A 16,143-nucleotide genomic window follows, 5' to 3' on the forward strand; every position below is an offset into this window, starting at 1 on the left:
GCGAGAACTGGACAACCTGACGCCGTAAAAAAGGGACCCGGAGGTCCCTTTATGTGAGGCTTAGTGCGCGCCGCCGCCGCCTCCGCCGGCGCTGAACGGTGGTCTGGCGAACCACACCAGCCCCAACAGCAGGATGAAAATAGCCGCAGAAATCCAGAAGATTTCGTTGGCGGAGATAATCAGCCCCTGGTTGGTTATCTGCTGCGCTATCCAGCCGGACGCCTGCTGCTGCGTCATTCCCATGCCCTGCAGCTGATCGTATATCTGCTGCGCGTTGGGGTTAAAGGGGGTCACCGATTCGGTGAGCTGCGCATGATGCAGCGCCTCGCGGTTGGTCCACAGGGTGGTGGTGATCGAGGTCCCGATTGAGCCGGCAAGGGTACGGGTGAAGTTCGACAGGCTCGACGCCGCCGCCAGCCGCTCCGGCGGCAGGCCGGAGAGGGTGATGGTGGTCAACGGCATGAAGAAGCAGGCCACCGCGAAGCCCTGGATAAACTGTGGCCACGCCGAGGCGCCAAAGTCCATCCCCGGTTCGAAGGTCCAGGCGCGCCAGTAGAAGCAGACCGCGTACATAATAAAGCTGAAGGTGACCAGCCGCCGCATGTCGAGCTTATGCGCGAAGCGGCCGATAATCGGCGACAGAATGACCGGGATCACCCCCACCGGCGCCGACGCCAGGCCGGCCCAGGTCGCGGTGTAGCCGTAGACCTCCTGCAACAGCTGCGGCAGCAGCACGATGGCGCCGAAGTAGAGCATATAGGCCAGACTGATACAGAGGCAGCCGATGGTGAAGTTGCGCGACTTAAATAGCGATAGATCGACAATCGGGTTATCGTCGGTTAGCTCCCAGACGATCAGGAAGCTTATCGCCACCACCGCCACGATGGTCAGAATGATAATCTCATTGGAGGAGAACCAGTCCAGCTCTTTACCCCGGTCCAGCATCACCTGCAGGCTACCGATACCAATGATCAGCAGCGCCAGACCGACGCCGTCGATCCGCCGCTGTTCGGTTTTGGTTTCCCGGTTGCGCAGGGTCTGCAGGGTCATCAGCACCACCGCCACGCCAATGGGCACGTTGATAAAGAAGATCCAGCCCCAGTGATAATTATCGCTGATATAGCCGCCGAGGATCGGACCGCAGATGGGCGCGACAATCACCGTCATTGACCACAGCGCCAGAGCGATAGAGCGCTTCGCCGGGGGATAGTTGCTGAGCAGCAGACTTTGCGACAGCGGGATCAGCGGCCCGGCGACGATCCCCTGAATGACGCGGAAGAAAATCAGCATCGTCAGGCTGTTGGAGACGCCGCAGGCCCAGGAGGCAATGGCGAAGGCGGTGGTTGACCACAGGAACAGCTTCACCTCGCCGACGCGCTTGGCCAGCCAGCCGGTGATCGGGATGGAGATGGCGTTAGCGACCCCGAACGAGGTGATGACCCAGGTCCCCTGGCTCAGCGACGAGCCAAGGTTGCCGGCAATGGTCGGGATCGCCACGTTGGCGATAGTGGAATCCAGCACCTGCATGAACGTCGCGAGCGACAGCGCAATGGTCATAATGACCAGTTGCGCGCCTTCCAGCGGTTTTTGCTGTTGCATTACACTCACCCCGAATTATCCGGCGTTGGCCTGAATGATCTCGTCTATCAGCTTATTAACCGGATCGAGAGCGATTTCGCGGGCATTGCTCTCGTAAACCGGGGAGCTCCGCACCTGGCTGGCCAGCATTTCACCATCGCGATCGGTGGTGTTGACTTCCACCAGCGTCGAGAGACCGATACGCAGCGGGTGTTCCGCTAGTTGTTTTTCATCCAGCTCGATACGAACCGGCAGGCGTTGTACCACTTTGATCCAGTTGCCGGTGGCATTCTGCGCCGGCAGCAGAGAGAAGGCGCTGCCGGTGCCCATATCCAGACCGACCACTTTACCGGTGTATTTCACGTCATCGCCATAGATATCGCTGATCACGGTGGCCGGCTGGCCGATACGCATATGCGCCAGCTGAGTCTCTTTAAAGTTAGCATCGATCCACAGGTTGGTCGCCGGGACCACCGCCATCAGCGGCGTGGTGGTGCCAATCTGCGCGCCAGGCTGTACCGAGCGACGGGAAACGTAGCCGCTAATCGGGCTGACGATCTGCGTACGCTGCAGGGCCAGCCAGGCGTTACGCACTTCAGTGGCCGCCTGGAGCACCGCCGGCTGCTGTTCCAGCCTGGTGCCCAGCACGATCGCCTGGTTGGCGTTGTACTGCTGGATTGCCACGTCGAGTTCGGCCTGTGCGCTGGCGACGGTATCGCGGGCGTGCTGCAGCTCTTCGCGGCCAATGAGGTTCGCGGCGCCCAGCGGGATGCGGCGGTTCAGGTCAGCCTGCGCCTGGGCAAGGGCGGTTTTTTTGACGTCGATATTTGCCTGCAGCTGCTTGCTGTTGATCATCTGCTGGCGGGTCTGACGGACGCTGGCGGCCAGTTGGGTCTTAGCCTTTTCAAACGCCTGTTGGGCATCGGTCCGATCGAGCGTGACCAGCGGATCGCCTTTCTGCACGTAGTCCGTGTTGTCAGCCCAGACTTTGGTCACGCTGCCCGCGACCTGAGCCATAATTTGTACCTGATTCCCTGCTACGTAGGCATCGTCGGTCTCTTCGTAGTGACGCAGTACCAGAAACCAGTAAATCCCATATGCCACGGCAATAATAATGAAGAGCAATGTCAGCAACAGAAGGGCGCCTTTACGCTTTCCTTTTTTGCTGCCTGGTTGCTGCGGGGTTTGGCTCTCCGCATTTGCACTCATGTTATTCTCCACGATCTTATTATTTCACATCGGCTGAGCCGACCTGTTTATCAGAAAGGCCAGCAGAGATCTGCTGGCCTGGCTGTTTTCCTTGCAACGTAAAAATGGGCTGAGCGACGCCGCCCTTAGCGTAGAGAGTCCGCTAGCACGCCTTCTTCTTCCATCTGATCAAGGCGGCTCAGGAGTTTGCGGGTGATGTGTTCGAGCTGATCTTTTTCGCTGGTGCTAAGTGAAGACCACAGCTGATGCAGGCAGTTATGCTGCGGCGGCAGGACTTCACGCAAAAACTGATGGCCCTTTTCGGTCAGTTGCAGATGCAAACAGCGACGATCGTTATCGCTCTCGCGGCGCTCAATCCAGCCGCGTTTTTCCAGTTCATCAGCGATACGGGTGGCGTTGGTACGTGACGAGCCCAGCGCACAGCTCAGCTCGGACGGCTGGATGCTGTGGTTTTCCTGTGACTCCAGCGTAATCAGCGCCATAAATAATGTCTCGTTAATTCCCTGCGCTTTGAGCATTTTATTGCGATTTTCCAGCAGCTTACCTTGCATATGCATGCAAAGACGAGTTAACAGGATCTCCTGAAACGGGAAATCTTCATGGCGGCTGGCGCGAAACTTGAGCATTTGCTCAATGGGAGTAAACGAACTATCCATTTGGGTATGACCTCATTAATTACAGCCGATATAATAACTATTGTGACAAATAAATCAAATGAATTATTGACCAAAATTGATACGTAAAGCTTAGAGCCCGTTGGTGATTTTCCATGCCAGACCATAGGCAAACGCCGACAGCAGGGTCGGGATAATGATGCTGCGGGTTTTCCAGAAGGCGGCCCCCAGCACCAGGAAGCCGGTCAGCGTCGGCGCCAGGCGATGGGCATCGGCGAGGATCTCCGGCACGCTGGAGACCACCAGCAGCGCGCAAATCGAGGCGATGCCAATGGTATCCAGCAGCACGCTGACCGGGCCGCGGCGGGCAGGACGGGCGTGGCCGACGCGCAAACGCAGAGGAAGATAGCGAAAGAGATAGTTGACGCCGCCGACTATCACCCCGAGCAGAAGGACTTCACTGTTCATCCGGCATCCCCTTGAGCATGGCCTGAAGCAGCGCCGTCAGACACCCGCAGACAATTCCGGCGAGGATCGCCGCCGGAATGGAAAATAACAAAATGCCGCCCAGCGCGCCCGCCAGCGCCGCCGTGACGCAGAGTGACTGCTGACGCTGGAAAGAGGCCAGCAGGAAGCTCATAAACAGCGCCGGCAGCATAAAGCCGAGGGCGGCTTCCACCGCCGGATAATCCACCAACAGGCCGTTGCCGGACCAGGCGCCGGCCAGCGTGCCGCACACCCACGATGCCCACGAGGTAAAAGCGAGACCGAGCATCCAGTTTTCGCTCCAGCGGCGGTTATCGCGAACCAGCCTGGCGGTAGCGGCGGCGAAAACCTCATCGGTCAGGCCGAAGGCCCAGAGGGCGGTTTTCTTTTTATCCAGCGCTGAGCGAATGCGGCTGCGCAATGAGGGGCCATACAGCACGTGGCGGACATCCATCGCCATCACCGTCAGGGCGGCGACCCACAGCGAACTGCCGGCGGCCAACATGGCGGTGATCACAAACTGGCTGGCGCCGGCGTAAATAATGCAGGAGAAGAACAGGCTTTCCAGCGGGGTGAAGCCCAGCCGGGTGGCATTGAGTCCGAAGGCGAATGCCACCGGAAGGTAGCTGATGACGATGGGGAGACTGTCTTTGACGCCTTCGCCGACGGTGGCGACGCGTTCAGGTAAGGCACAGGTTAAGGGCGCGGGGTTTTCCATATGAATAACTTATCGCTGGATCCATGTGAAGATGGCAATTTGACCGATGTCTCCACCTTAACAGAGCGCGATGCGCCTTAACACTATGGAAATTCCTGGAATCGCGTTTCTATGACCTGGCCACGAGAAAGGGGGCAAGGGGGCCGGATAAGGCGCTGGGCCTTATCCGTGAGCGGGTTTACTGCTGCGCGGCGAGGGCGGTTTTCACCCAGCTGTCGAACAGCGGCTGGTGGGCTTTGATCCAGCCATCAACGTGGCCGTTAATGTCGGCTTCGGAAGCATGGCCTTCATGCATCATTGCATTCTCGGCGTTGATGTCGGCGATCGGCAGCTTCATGACGCTAAACAGAGTGGCGGCGGCCGGATTTTTCTCCGCCCAGGCTTTGTTGGCGACGATGTGCATGGTGTTCACCGGGAAGCCATAGTTGGCGCCGTTGGCCAGTTTGGTGTCGATGTTTTTCTGCTCGCCCGGTAGGGAGGAGAACGGCACCTGCAGCCAGACGACGTCCTTGCCAGGCTTCAGCACGTCGCTAACCCAGTACGGCGTCCAGGTGTAGTAGAGCACCGGTTTACCCTCTTTATACCGGGCAATGGTGTCGGCCATCATCGCCGCGTAGTTGCCCTGGTTATGGGTGACGGTTTTGCTCAGGCCATAGGCGTCAATCTGATGGTTAATCACTGCTTCGCAGCCCCATCCTGGGGTACAGCCGGTGAGATCCGCTTTACCGTCATTGTTGGTATCAAACAGTTTGGCGATCTGCGGATCTTTGAGCTGATCGATGGAGGTGATGTGGTACTGCTCAGCGGTTTTTTTGTCGATCAAATAGCCCTGGGCGGCGCCTGAGACGTACACTCCTTTGCGATAGAATTTGTTATAACCGCCCGCCGCGGCGTACATGTCATCGTGCAGCGGTTGCCAGTTGGTGGCGATAAAGGTGGTATCTCCGGCGGCAATCGACGTATAGGCAACGTTATAGTCCACTTCGCTGGGTTTCTCGACGGTGTAGCCCAGCTTCTCCAGCGCGCGACTGACCAGCAGGGTCTGGAAGCTCTCTTCGGAGATAGTGCTCTGAGCGGGCTTCACCGTAATCCCTTTACCCGGCAGGTCGGCGGCGAAGGCGCTGGTGGCGAGCAGGGTGGCAAAGGCGGCGGTGGCCAACATCGTACTATGTCGCATGGTGGTTCCTCTTATTGTTTAACGGGAAGGGCCGCTCCCGGGCATCGGCTGGTGTCGGGGAGCGGCGCTGTTATCGACTTATCGACAGAAAGGGCGAGTGATAAGCCCCAGCGGGCCGGTGGTGTACCAGCGGCGGTTGCCGCGACTGCGGGCGTCGCGACCGACGGCCTGGGTGAGGCGGTCAAGAATAATCGCCAGGATCACGATCCCCACCCCGCCGACGGTCGCCAGGCCCATATCCAGGCGGCCGATACCGCGCAGCACCATCTGGCCGAGGCCGCCGACGGCGATCATCGAGGCGATCACTACCATCGACAGGGCCAGCATCAGGGTCTGGTTAACCCCGGCCATAATGGTGGGCATGGCCAGCGGCAGCTGCACCTTAAACAGCAGCTGGCGCGGGCTGGCGCCAAATGAGCGCGACGCTTCGATCAGATCCGCAGGCACCTGGTTTATCCCGAGGATGGTCAGACGGACGATCGGCGGCAGGGCGAAGATAATCGTCACCACCACGCCCGGTACGTTGCCGATGCCGAACAGCATCACGATCGGCACCAGATAGACGAACGCCGGCGTGGTCTGCATGGCATCCAACAGCGGGCGGATGATTTTCGCCGCCCGCGGGCTGCGCGCTAGCCAGATCCCCAGCGGCAAGCCGATAACCATGCAGAACAGCAGGGCGGTGAGGACCAGCGCCAGAGTGACCATGGCTTGCGACCACGCGCCGATGGCGCCGATGGCAATCAGCGATACCAGAGTGGCGACCCCCATGCCGAGGCTGGAGATCTGCCAGGCGATTAGCGCGAAGACGATAATCGCCACCGGCGCCGGCATCCCCAACAGCAGCTGCTGGAAGGCGCTGAGGATGTAGTCGATCGGCACGCGGATCCCCTGGAACAGCGGACGGAAGTGCAGCACGATCCAGTCGATGGCGTGGGTCACCCAGCTGTCGAGCGGGATCAGGGTCTTATGGAACGGATCCATGATATTGAACTGTTCCGGCTGCGGCGCCGGGGCGCTGTGCAGCCAGTCGGCGCCGCCGCCATTAGCCGGCGCGGCAGTAGAGGCGCCACCCCAGGCGTCGGCAGCCTGCGCGGCGCTGTCGGTTGACGGGGCGCTGCCCCACGGGTTGGTCTGATCAGCCATGATTCACCCCCTCGCGATCTAAAGCCTGGAGCAACATCCGTTTGGAAATGATGCCAATATATTGTTGTTCTTCATCCACTACCGGCACGGCGCACGGAGCGTGGCCGACGTGGGAGAGCAGATCGCTGAGCGGGGTTTGCGCTTCCACCGCCAGCGGGGCGTCAATCAGCGCCGCCTCGATCCCCTGCCCGGCGCTGAGGGCTGTTTTCAGAGAATCAATCGAGACAATCCCGACAAAGCGATTACCGCGCTCTATGACATAGCCATATTCCCGGTCTTCATCCTGTAATAATTTCAGCGCCGAACGGGGGCCAAAACCAGGCGTTTTACGAATCAGGCCAACCGGGCTGCGGCGGGCAATATCTTTCGCGCTGAATACCTGGCTAATATCCACGCCGCGGAAGAAGGTGCGCACATAATCATTGGCCGGATTATTTAATATTTCATCCGGAGTGCCGACCTGGACCACTTCGCCATTTTGCATAATGGCGATACGATCGCCAATTCGCATGGCTTCATCAAGGTCATGGGAAATAAAGACGATAGTGCGTTGATGCTTCGCCTGTAATTTGATGAGCTCATCCTGCATTTCGGTACGAATGAGCGGATCGAGCGCAGAGAAGGCTTCATCCATTAACAGAATATCGGGATTAATCGCCAGGGCGCGAGCTAAACCGACGCGCTGGCGCATGCCGCCGGAGAGTTCATCCGGCCAGGCGTGGGCATAATTCTCCAGCCCCACCTGACGCAGCGCCTCCCGGGCTTTTTGCTCTCGTTCGGCGGCGGGAACGCCGGCAAGCGCCATGCCAAACGCCGTGTTGTCGAGCACGCTCATGTGCGGCATCAGCGCAAAGGACTGAAAAACCATCGCAATTTTCTTGCGACGCACCTCGCGCAGCTCGGCATCCGACATTTTGGCGATATCGACCCCGTCAATCAGCACCTGGCCGCGGGTGGGTTCAATCAGGCGATTGAGAAGGCGAACCATGGTGGATTTCCCCGAGCCGGAGAGCCCCATGATGACGAATATCTCGCCTTCTTCAATGGCCAGACTGGCGTCTTTGACGCCAAGCGACAGCCCCGTTTTTTCCAGTATTTGCGCTTTGTTGAGTCCTTTCTCAATATATTTGAAAGCACGGTGTGGATGCTCGCCAAATATCTTATAAAGATTTTTGATTTCTAATTTAATTGCCATGCAATAGAGAAGTTCCTGTTATTTGTTTATTGCGATATGATACCCGATGGTGATTATGATCTTTTTACACCCTAACATACTCAGATTCTGTGACAACCCTCAATGGCAAACTCTCGGCAAAATCAGATGGGGACAACTGTGGCTAAGCCCCCGTGATATAAGGGCTGGGCGGTAATTTGTTGTTGGTAATATTTTTTGATTATCTTTGGATAATTCGACTGAAATGGACCGGTTTTCTGCTAAATATGACGAAGTGATGACGGTTAGGTCATGGAGAGAATATTTGGTGGATTAAACGCTATTTTGTGAAATTAATCACCAGGAATCCGCCTGCGATATTCCTGGTGAAAGTACGGTTAAAAGTCCCAATCGTCGTCGGCGGTCTCTTCCATTTTTCCTATCACGTAGGAGGAGCCGGAACCGGAGAAAAAGTCATGGTTTTCGTCGGCGTTGGGCGACAGCGCTGCGAGGATTGCCGGATTGACCGCCGCCATCTCCGCCGGGAACAGCGCCTCGTAGCCGAGGTTCATCAGCGCTTTGTTGGCGTTGTAGCACAGGAAAGCGCTGACGTCGTCGAACCAGCCGCTCTCGCCGTACAGCTCCCGGCTGTAGGCCAGTTCGTTGTCGTAAAGATCCATCAGCAGATCGAGGGCGAAATTTTTCAATTCTTCGCGCTTGCCGGGGCTGACGATCTCCAGTCCTTTCTGGTACTTGTAGCCGATGTAATAGCCATGCACCGCTTCATCGCGAATGATCAGGCGGATCAGATCCGCAGTGTTGGTCAGCTTTCCCCGGCTGGAGAAGTACATCGGCAGCCAGAAGCCGGAGTAGAAGAGAAAGGATTCGAGGAACACGCTGGCGATTTTTTTCTTCAGCGGCTCGTCGGCCTGATAGTAACCCAGCATCAGCTGCGCCTTGCGCTGCAGGGGATCGCAGCTTTCGCTCCAGGCGAAGGCGGCATCCACTTCCTTGCTGTGGCACAGCGTGGAAAAGATGGAGCTGTAAGAGCGGGCATGAACCGCCTCCATAAAGCTGATGTTCGACAGCACCGCCTCCTCATGCGGGGTTAAGGCGTCCGCCATTAGCGCCGGGGCGCCGACGGTGTTCTGAATGGTGTCAAGCAGGGTCAATCCGGTAAAGACGCGAATGGTCAACTGCTGCTCCGCCGCGCTGAGGGTTTGCCAGGCGGGAATGTCGTTCGACAGCGGCACTTTCTCCGGCAGCCAGAAGTTGCTGGTGAGACGGTTCCAGACCTCAAGATCTTTATCGTCATCAATGCGGTTCCAGTTGATTGCGCTGACGCGCGTTAAATGGGTCATCCTGTTCTCCTTACAGCGCGCAGGACACGCAGCCTTCAATTTCAGTGCCTTCCAGCGCCAGCTGGCGCAGACGGATGTAGTAGAGCGTCTTGATGCCTTTCTTCCAGGCGTAAATTTGCGCCTTGTTGATATCGCGGGTGGTGGCGGTATCGGGGAAGAACAGGGTCAGCGACAGCCCCTGGTCGACGTGGCGCGTCGCCTCGGCGTAAGTGTCAATGATCTTCTCCGGCCCTATCTCATACGCATCCTGGTAGAGGGCCAGATTGTCGTTATTCATAAATGGCGCGGGGTAGTACACCCGCCCGGTTTTCCCCTCTTTGCGGATCTCAATCTTCGAGACGATCGGGTGAATGCTGGAGGTGGCATGGTTGATGTACGAGATCGAGCCGGTGGGCGGCACCGCCTGCAGATAGCGATTGTAGATGCCATAGCGCATGACATCGTCGCGCAGCTGGCGCCAGCTTTCCCGGTCGGGCAGAGAGATGCCGGCGCGGGCGAACAGCGTGCGCACCCGTTCGGTTTTCGGCTGCCACTCCTCCTGCAGATATTTGTCGAAGTACGCCCCGCTGGCGTAGCGCGACTGCTCGAAGCCGGCGAAGCGCTGGCCGCGCTCGCGGGCCAGCTGCATCGAGGTGTGCAGCGCGTGCCAGGTCACGGTGTAGAAGTAGATATTGGTGAAGTCCAGCCCCTCCGGGCTGCCGTAGGCAATGCCCTCCCGCGCCAGGTAACCGTGCAGATTCATCTGCCCCAGGCCGATGGCGTGGGAGGCCGCGTTGCCGGCCGCCACCGAGGGAACCGACTGAATGTCGCTCATGTCGGACACGGCGGTCAGGGCGCGCACCGCGGTGGCGATTGTGCGGCCGAAATCCGGCGAGTCCATGGTATGGGCGATGTTCAGCGAGCCGAGGTTGCAGGAGATATCTTCCCCGATATGCGCATAGCTGAGGTCTTCATTATAGGCGGACGGCGTACTGACCTGCAGGATCTCCGAACACAGATTGCTCATGGTGACCCGCCCGGCCACCGGACTGGCGCGGTTCACGGTGTCTTCAAACATGATGTACGGGTAGCCGGATTCAAACTGGATCTCCGCCAAGCGCTGGAACAGGTCGCGGGCGCGGATCCAGCGCTTGCGGACCCGCTCGTCGGCCACCAGCTGCGGATAGAGGTCGCCGATGGCGCAATCGGCGAAAGGTTTGCCGTACAGCCGTTCGACGTCATAAGGCGAGAACAGGGCCATCTGCGCATCTTCTTTCGCCAGCTGGAAGGTGATATCAGGGATCACCACCCCCAGCGACAAGGTTTTGATGCGGATTTTCTCATCGGCATTTTCACGCCGGGTATCAAGAAAGCGTAAAATATCGGGATGGTGAACATGCAGCCAGACCGCACCCGCCCCCTGGCGGGCGCCGAGCTGATTGGCATAGGAGAAGGCGTCCTCCAGCATCTTCATCACCGGCACCACCCCAGAAGACTGGTTTTCGATGCGCTTGATCGGCGCCCCGGCCTCGCGCAGGTTGGAGAGTAAAAAGGCCACCCCGCCGCCGCGCTTCGACAGCTGTAGCGCCGAGTTCACCGCCCGGCCGATGGACTCCATATTATCCTCAATACGCAGCAGGAAGCAGGAGATCAGCTCCCCGCGCTGCTGTTTGCCAGCGTTAAGGAAGGTCGGTGTGGCGGGCTGAAAGCGGCCGCTGAGTATCTCCTCCGTCAGCTGCCGCGCCTGCTGTTCATCGCCCCGGGCCAGCGTCAGGGCCACCATCACGCTGCGTTCGGCGAAATCCTCGAGGTAGTGCTTGCCGTCAAAGGTTTTCAGCGCATAGCTGGTATAGAACTTCCAGGCGCCGAGGAAGGTCTGAAAGCGAAACGGAGCGCGCCGGGCATGGGCGAACAACGCCAGCACAAACCCGCGGTCATAGCCGGCCAGCACCTGCGGATCGTAATAGCCCTCGCTGACGAGCCAGCTGAGCTTATCCTCCGGGCTGGGGAAGGTGAGGGCGTTGGGCTGAACCTGGGTCGCCATAAAGGCCTCAACCGCCTGGCGATCTTTCTCAAACGGGATGCGGCCCTCGCTGTCGTACAAATTCAGCATCGCGTTGAGGGCGTGAAAATCCACGGCGGCGGTTATACGTTCTGCGGTTGTCGTTGCCAAAATTCGCTGACTCCTTTACGCACGGTGTTGATATCGTCGGGGGTTCCCATCAGCTCGAAGCGGTAGAGATAGGGCACGGCGCATTTTTGCGCGATGACATCTCCGGCACGCCCCCAGCCGTCGCCAAAGTTGCGATTGCCCGCGGCAATCACTCCGCGGATCAGCTGGCGGTTATGCACGTCGTTTAAAAAGCGGATCGCCTGACGCGGTACCGCGCCGGCGGTGCCGCCGCCGCCATAGCTGGGAACGATGAGAATATAGGGCTCGTCTACCCGCAGATGTTCACGCTCGTTCAGCGGGATGCGCACCGCCGGCAGCCCCAGGCGCTGCACAAAGCGATGGGTATTCTCCGAACGGCTGGAGAAGTAGACGATGAGGCTCATGCGCTGGCCGCCGTAAAGGAGGGGCGCAGGCGATTGATCATATCCGGGCGGAAGCCGCTCCAGCGCAGCTCACCGGCGATCACCACCGGCAGCTGGCGAAATCCCTGCTCGCGCAGGGTGTCGGCGGCATCCGGCTGCTGGTCGACGTTGACCATTTCAAAGGCCAGTCCCCGGCTCTCCATGGCTCGCCGGGTGGCATGGCACTGCACGCAGTCATTTCGAGTGTAAATAATAATGCGCATGATTCGTATTTCCATTTAAGATAACAGCACGGCGCTAAACATAGCGTCGAACGTAGTGGGCCATTCGATAAGGAAATACTAGATGTAGTTATTTAAAACTTCAACCACTCAATATATAGCGTTTTTGGCAAGCGAGTCCCCCGCCGGGATAGATCGACGGAGGAGGGAGAGGCTGTGCGGAACTACAGGCGCATGGCCACGGCGAGGCGGTTAAAGGCGTTCATCAGACTGACGGCGAAGGTCAGATCGCTTATCTGACGCGGGGTAAAATGTTCGCGCAGCGGCAGGTAAACCTCATCTTCCGCATGGCTGGTGGCAATGTCGGTGACCGACTCGGCCCATGCCAGCGCCGCGCGTTCGGTCGGAGTAAAGTGGGCGCTTACCCGCCAGCCCGCAAGGGCATCCAGTTTGCTTTGCGCCATGCCGCCTTTGCGCAGCGCCTGGCTATGTTTCTCAAGACAGAAGGCGCAGCCGTTGATCTGCGAGACGCGTAAATAAACCAGCTCTACCAGGGCGTTGCCCAGCTCGCTTTTCTCAAGCGCGATGCTGGCCTGTACCAGCCCTTTATAGACTTCCGGGCTCAGTTCACTGAATGGCTGACGTAATTGGTTCATGGTGTTCTCCTCTCTAAGACGGCAGCCAAAATAGCACTATAATGGACTGCAAAAGATAGCCATATTCTGATGAAAAAAGCAGACCATAATGGAAGCGATTAACCTCCCGCTTTATCAGCGTATCGCCCGCCAGTTGAAATCGGCGATTGAACGTGGCGAACTGACCCCGGGCAGCCGTTTGCCCGCCAGCCGGGTGTACGCTCAGGAGCAGGGCGTTTCCCGGGCGACCATCGAAAACGCCTGGGGAGAGCTGGTCGCCCAGGGATGGCTCGAACGGCGTGGGCAGGCGGGGACCTTTGTCAGCGAGCGGCTCAGCCCGCGCCAGCTGGCGCCGGTACCGCCAGTGCAACCGGCCGCGCCGACGGAGCCGCTGCCGTTTCAGATGGGGCTGCCGGCGCTGGATCTCTTTCCGCGCGGGCAGTGGGCGCGGGTGATGGGGCGTCGGCTGCGGACGCAGTCGCGGTTCGATCTTGCACCCGGCGATCCCGGCGGCGATCCGCTTCTGCGCCAGGCTATCGTCGATTATCTACGCCTGTCGCGCAGTATCGACTGTCAGCCGGATCAGGTGTTGATCACCGGCAGCTATGCCGCCTCCATGAACCTTATCCTGCGTACTCTGGCGCAGCCGGGACAGCATATGTGGATGGAAGATCCGGGGTATCCCTTTATCCGGCCGGTCGTCGAGGCTGGGCAGCTGGCGGTGGATGCGATTCCGGTGGACGACGAAGGGATGGACGTCGGCTGGGGCCAGCGTCATCACCCGCAGGCGCGATTTGCCCTGCTCACACCAGCCCATCAGAGTCCGCTGGGGGTCGCGCTGTCGCTTCCCCGACGCCGCCAGCTGCTGGCGTGGGCCGCGGAGCGCGACGCGTGGATCATTGAGGACGATTACGATAGCGAGTTTCGCTATCACGGCAAACCGCTGCCGCCGCTGAAAAGCCTTGATGCGCCGCAGAGGGTCATCTACGCGGGCACCTTCAGTAAGTCGATGTTCCCGGCGCTGCGCACCGCCTGGCTGGTGGTGCCGACCCCGCTGGTGGCGCGTTTTCACCAGACCGCGGAGCGCCAGTCCTGCACCGTTCCCACCCTGTGGCAGCAGACGCTGGCGGATTTTATCCAGCAGGGACATTTTTGGCGTCATTTGAAGAAAATGCGTGCCAGCTATAGCCAGCGTAGACAGTGGCTGGAGTCGGCTCTGCAGGCGCAGGGCTTTCAGGTCACGCCGCAGCTGGGGGGAATTCAACTGGTTATATCGGTCAGCGGCGACGATCGGCTGCTCGCGCGGCGGGCGGTTGTGGCCGGGCTGGCGGTGCAGGCGCTGAGCGACTGGCGGATTCGCCACGCGGGCGAGGGGGGATTATTGATGAGTTTTACCAATATACGTTCGCCGGCGATGGCTGACGGACTTGCCCGACGGCTGAGAGAGGCGATCGCGATTTGATGGCGCTTAAGTCGGGGAAGCAGAAAAACCCCTGCGGCCAGAGGCGCGCAGGGGCTGACGCGTATTTGTTATCTTCATTGCCTTCCGTAAAGCTCGCGGGCTACCGCGCGCCAATCGCGCGGCGGCAGCCGACGCTTAAGCTATTATCGACGTAAATTGAGCAATACGCCAATAAATACCCCGACGGCGGCGGCGGCGCCCACACTGTGCCACGGTTTATTGCGCACGTAGGTATCGGCACAGCCCAGCGCATCGCACGCTGCCTGGCGCGCATCCAGCGCCGCCTGCTGCACCCGGTTGTGGCCATTAAGGCGGGCACGAGTCTCTTTTAACAGCGACTGCGCTTTGACACGCGCCGCTTCCGCTTCCTCTTTGGCGTCACTGCCCCATGATTTCAGCACCTCTTCCAGCGTATCCGCTAATTGGCTGACATCGTTATGAATATCTTCGGCGTTCTCGTCAAAATTGTTGCGGTTCACATGGTTAGCCATCGTTATCTCCCTTAATTCCATCGAGTGAGTAAGTGTAGGACAAGATTTTGAATTATGCTTACTGTTGTGGTTTCTGGAATTTTCCGAAAGCACTGTCCTTAATGAATAAGGTAAGGTCAATGTGCGGTAAAAGATAACGAGGAATCAGTATGTATTTAAGACCCGATGAGGTGGCGCGTGTTCTTGAAAAAGCCGGCTTCACCATGGATGTTGTGACGCAAAAAGCGTACGGCTATCGCCGCGGCGATAATTATGTTTATGTGAACCGCGAAGCGCGCATGGGGCGAACAGCGTTAGTTATTCATCCGGCGTTAAAAGAGCGCAGCAATATGCTGGCCGAACCGGCTTCAGATATCAAAACCTGTGATCATTATGAACAGTTTCCGCTGTATTTAGCCGGGGATGCGCAACAACATTATGGTATTCCGCATGGATTTAGCTCACGCATGGCGCTTGAGCGTTTTCTGAATGGGCTATTTGGCGAAGCCCAGCCGGCAATGTCGACGAATTAATACGGCGATAGGCATTTAAGGATCCAGGCGAGGCGGGCTGGCGGGAAGAGGCGACTGGCAGAGCCAGTCGCTGCTAACGCGTTGGTCAGGCCTTCGCCTGCTGATAGGGCGCCACGCGGAACAGGCGGCGGCAATAGTCGAGGAAGTAGCCGTAGGCGGCGCCCATCATCATCGATACCGCCAGGTTCGAGCTCACCGCGGCGACAATCTGGTGCCAGTCAGCACCCACGCTCCACAGAATAGCGACATACACCGGCGACTGAAAGGTGACGTAGGCCAGCACGTCGGCCATATTTTTCATCCACCTGGCCGGGCTGATGCGCCGGGCCTGACGCATGGCGAAATCGCGATAAATCCCATAGGGTACGGCAATAATAATGTTGACCGGGATCGCCACCAGACGCGACGATAACGACTGCTCAAACGTCATACCAGAGAGAAAAATTTCGATCATCATGTTGACGACGGTGCAGTAAACCACCATCGCAAAGGTGTCTGCAACCGCATGCCGCAAGCGGGAGTGCGCAGAGAACATCGGAGTGCTCCTCGAAAATGAAGTCATTAACGCCGAAAAATGCGCGTTGGTATAGCGTTTTTGGGCTGCCTGTTTTGATGTGCGTAGAGTATATCTCTGCATTAAAAGTGGCAACTAGCTATAAATTTTTATTTATCGCCTTTTTGTCGATAAAATACTCTGCGCTGGTTTGTTTTTTGTTCGTTACGCTACTTTTATTCCTGTTTTTGCAAATATCAATATTTATCAATGTGTTACTCTTGATTGCGAAATCGAGACTGGCCGAGGGAACGGCGCCTGATAGCCAACCATGGCGCAACATCATGCGAGTGTGTGATTCCGCTCTCTTTTA

Annotated in this window: 17 protein-coding genes; 2 read left to right on the plus strand and 15 right to left on the minus strand. The window is 58.3% G+C overall.

Annotation, left to right across the window (positions count from 1 at the left end; genetic code table 11):
* Positions 1-60 precede the first annotated feature (60 nt).
* The 13 genes from emrB to OHJ17_RS05810 all read right to left on the minus strand — a co-directional run bounded on the left by emrB (position 61) and on the right by OHJ17_RS05810 (position 12,833).
* Entirely contained in the window at positions 61-1,599 is a 1,539-nt protein-coding gene (gene emrB / locus OHJ17_RS05750; protein WP_002914342.1) for a multidrug efflux MFS transporter permease subunit EmrB, read from the minus strand.
* Between the two features lie 15 nt (positions 1,600-1,614).
* Positions 1,615-2,787 (minus strand): multidrug efflux MFS transporter periplasmic adaptor subunit EmrA, encoded by a 1,173-nt coding sequence (gene emrA / locus OHJ17_RS05755; RefSeq protein WP_002914339.1) that lies wholly within the window; start codon positions 2,785-2,787, stop codon positions 1,615-1,617.
* Between the two features lie 125 nt (positions 2,788-2,912).
* Entirely contained in the window at positions 2,913-3,443 is a 531-nt protein-coding gene (mprA, locus tag OHJ17_RS05760) for a transcriptional repressor MprA (RefSeq protein ID WP_002914337.1), read from the minus strand.
* A gap of 90 nt (positions 3,444-3,533) precedes the next feature.
* Entirely contained in the window at positions 3,534-3,869 is a 336-nt protein-coding gene (ygaH, locus tag OHJ17_RS05765) for an L-valine transporter subunit YgaH (RefSeq protein ID WP_032433471.1), read from the minus strand.
* Complete coding sequence (locus OHJ17_RS05770) at positions 3,859-4,605, minus strand: AzlC family ABC transporter permease (RefSeq protein ID WP_002914333.1); 747 nt, start codon at positions 4,603-4,605, stop codon at positions 3,859-3,861. The genes ygaH and OHJ17_RS05770 overlap by 11 nt, the downstream gene beginning before the upstream one ends.
* A 178-nt stretch (positions 4,606-4,783) precedes the next feature.
* Complete coding sequence (gene proX, locus OHJ17_RS05775) at positions 4,784-5,782, minus strand: glycine betaine/L-proline ABC transporter substrate-binding protein ProX (RefSeq protein ID WP_032433470.1); 999 nt, start codon at positions 5,780-5,782, stop codon at positions 4,784-4,786.
* A gap of 78 nt (positions 5,783-5,860) precedes the next feature.
* Positions 5,861-6,928 (minus strand): glycine betaine/L-proline ABC transporter permease ProW, encoded by a 1,068-nt coding sequence (gene proW / locus OHJ17_RS05780; protein WP_004174727.1) that lies wholly within the window; start codon positions 6,926-6,928, stop codon positions 5,861-5,863.
* A complete protein-coding gene (gene proV, locus OHJ17_RS05785; RefSeq protein WP_002914328.1) occupies positions 6,921-8,123 on the minus strand; it encodes a glycine betaine/L-proline ABC transporter ATP-binding protein ProV in 1,203 nt (400 codons plus the stop codon). Before proV ends, proW begins: the two co-directional genes overlap by 8 nt.
* A 356-nt stretch (positions 8,124-8,479) precedes the next feature.
* Positions 8,480-9,442, minus strand: a complete 963-nt coding sequence (gene nrdF / locus OHJ17_RS05790) for a class 1b ribonucleoside-diphosphate reductase subunit beta (protein ID WP_002914327.1) — start codon at positions 9,440-9,442, stop codon at positions 8,480-8,482.
* A 10-nt stretch (positions 9,443-9,452) separates the two neighbouring features.
* Positions 9,453-11,594: a class 1b ribonucleoside-diphosphate reductase subunit alpha gene (gene nrdE, locus OHJ17_RS05795; protein ID WP_020803760.1), complete on the minus strand. Its 2,142-nt coding sequence runs from the start codon at positions 11,592-11,594 to the stop codon at positions 9,453-9,455.
* Positions 11,567-11,977 carry a class Ib ribonucleoside-diphosphate reductase assembly flavoprotein NrdI gene (gene nrdI, locus OHJ17_RS05800; protein ID WP_002914321.1) on the minus strand — a complete coding sequence of 137 codons (411 nt, stop codon included), beginning with the start codon at positions 11,975-11,977 and terminating at the stop codon, positions 11,567-11,569. The genes nrdE and nrdI overlap by 28 nt, the downstream gene beginning before the upstream one ends.
* Complete coding sequence (nrdH, locus tag OHJ17_RS05805; RefSeq protein ID WP_002914320.1) at positions 11,974-12,219, minus strand: glutaredoxin-like protein NrdH; 246 nt, start codon at positions 12,217-12,219, stop codon at positions 11,974-11,976. Before nrdH ends, nrdI begins: the two co-directional genes overlap by 4 nt.
* A 182-nt stretch (positions 12,220-12,401) precedes the next feature.
* Positions 12,402-12,833 carry a carboxymuconolactone decarboxylase family protein gene (locus OHJ17_RS05810; RefSeq protein ID WP_025367946.1) on the minus strand — a complete coding sequence of 144 codons (432 nt, stop codon included), beginning with the start codon at positions 12,831-12,833 and terminating at the stop codon, positions 12,402-12,404.
* Positions 12,834-12,921: 88 nt separating this feature from the next.
* On the opposite strand from OHJ17_RS05810, the gene OHJ17_RS05815 reads away from it, so the two are divergent.
* Positions 12,922-14,274: a MocR-like pyridoxine biosynthesis transcription factor PdxR gene (locus OHJ17_RS05815; protein ID WP_021469950.1), complete on the plus strand. Its 1,353-nt coding sequence runs from the start codon at positions 12,922-12,924 to the stop codon at positions 14,272-14,274.
* A 143-nt stretch (positions 14,275-14,417) separates the two neighbouring features.
* Here OHJ17_RS05815 and OHJ17_RS05820 read toward each other — a convergent pair whose 3' ends face one another.
* The gene (locus OHJ17_RS05820) at positions 14,418-14,765 is read right to left on the minus strand and encodes an ElaB/YgaM/YqjD family protein (protein WP_002914293.1); all 348 of its coding nucleotides are present in this window, start codon (positions 14,763-14,765) and stop codon (positions 14,418-14,420) included.
* A 149-nt stretch (positions 14,766-14,914) separates the two neighbouring features.
* Here OHJ17_RS05820 and OHJ17_RS05825 point away from each other — a divergent pair, with 149 nt between their 5' ends.
* Positions 14,915-15,277 carry a DUF2002 family protein gene (locus OHJ17_RS05825; protein ID WP_002914291.1) on the plus strand — a complete coding sequence of 121 codons (363 nt, stop codon included), beginning with the start codon at positions 14,915-14,917 and terminating at the stop codon, positions 15,275-15,277.
* Between the two features lie 85 nt (positions 15,278-15,362).
* On the opposite strand, the gene alaE is transcribed toward OHJ17_RS05825, so the two are convergent.
* Complete coding sequence (gene alaE / locus OHJ17_RS05830; protein ID WP_002914289.1) at positions 15,363-15,812, minus strand: L-alanine exporter AlaE; 450 nt, start codon at positions 15,810-15,812, stop codon at positions 15,363-15,365.
* Positions 15,813-16,143: the final 331 nt, after the last annotated feature.

The sequence above is a fragment of the Klebsiella sp. KP20-425-1 genome, from assembly GCF_025813515.1.
GTDB classification, from domain to species: Bacteria; Pseudomonadota; Gammaproteobacteria; order Enterobacterales; family Enterobacteriaceae; genus Klebsiella; species Klebsiella pneumoniae.